The organism is Serratia sp. 506_PEND, from assembly GCF_001076875.1.
Taxonomy (GTDB): Bacteria; Pseudomonadota; Gammaproteobacteria; order Enterobacterales; family Enterobacteriaceae; genus Serratia; species Serratia marcescens.
On record NZ_JVEL01000566.1, the window covers coordinates 1 to 682 of the forward strand.

Genomic DNA, 682 nt, shown 5'->3' on the forward strand with positions numbered 1-682 from the left:
GGTCAGGCAACGTGGACAGGACTTCACGCCCTGATAATGCTCGCTGCACCAGACGCAGTACCAGGCCTGCGACATGACGGGGGCATCCAGCCCCCGGATAATACTGCGCAGTTTGTTGTGCCGGGCTTCGGCTTTCACCTCAGGGTCAAGGTGGGCGCAGGCCATCAGCACATGCCGGGCTACGGTCTGCTGGTCATGCTCAAACCACGGGTCTTCGTGCATACCGGCATGCAGTATCAGCCGACAGCCACAGGACGCGCAGCTCCATACCTGTCCCGGTGCACTCTTCGCCTCACCGGCAGTCACAAAATGCCCTTCACGGTCATTTGCCAGATAACACTTCAGCATGCGCATGTTGTCACCTCTGCTGGCGGGTTGCCCGCATCCGCGCTTTCACGGCTGTATTCACCGCTCCGGCAGGTGAGGCAGTAATGCTCGCCGTGGTACACACTGTCGCAACCGCTACAGTGCCAGTCTGCCCTGCGGACCACGGGCGTGGCGCCCGGGATAATCCGCTGCAGACGCCCTGCCAGCCTCAGTGCACTGGCTTCCGGTTTCACATACGGGCAATGCTGTCGCCCGTTATCCGTCAGCATGGCAGTCTGATGTTCAAACCATGGGCGTTCAGAGTCGTATTGAGGATGGTATTGCAGTGCACTGCCGCACAGATGGCAGGTATAGC

General features: G+C 60.3%; 2 protein-coding genes. Both read right to left on the bottom strand.

The features are described 5' to 3' along the window. On the bottom strand, positions 1 to 354 hold a 354-nt coding region (locus tag ADK28_RS30665), incomplete at its 3' end, for a putative zinc ribbon protein (RefSeq protein WP_075202148.1). Continuing rightward, positions 342 to 682: putative zinc ribbon protein (locus ADK28_RS31875; protein WP_152929749.1), on the bottom strand; the 341-nt coding region annotated here is incomplete at its 5' end. The genes ADK28_RS31875 and ADK28_RS30665, both read right to left, overlap by 13 nt.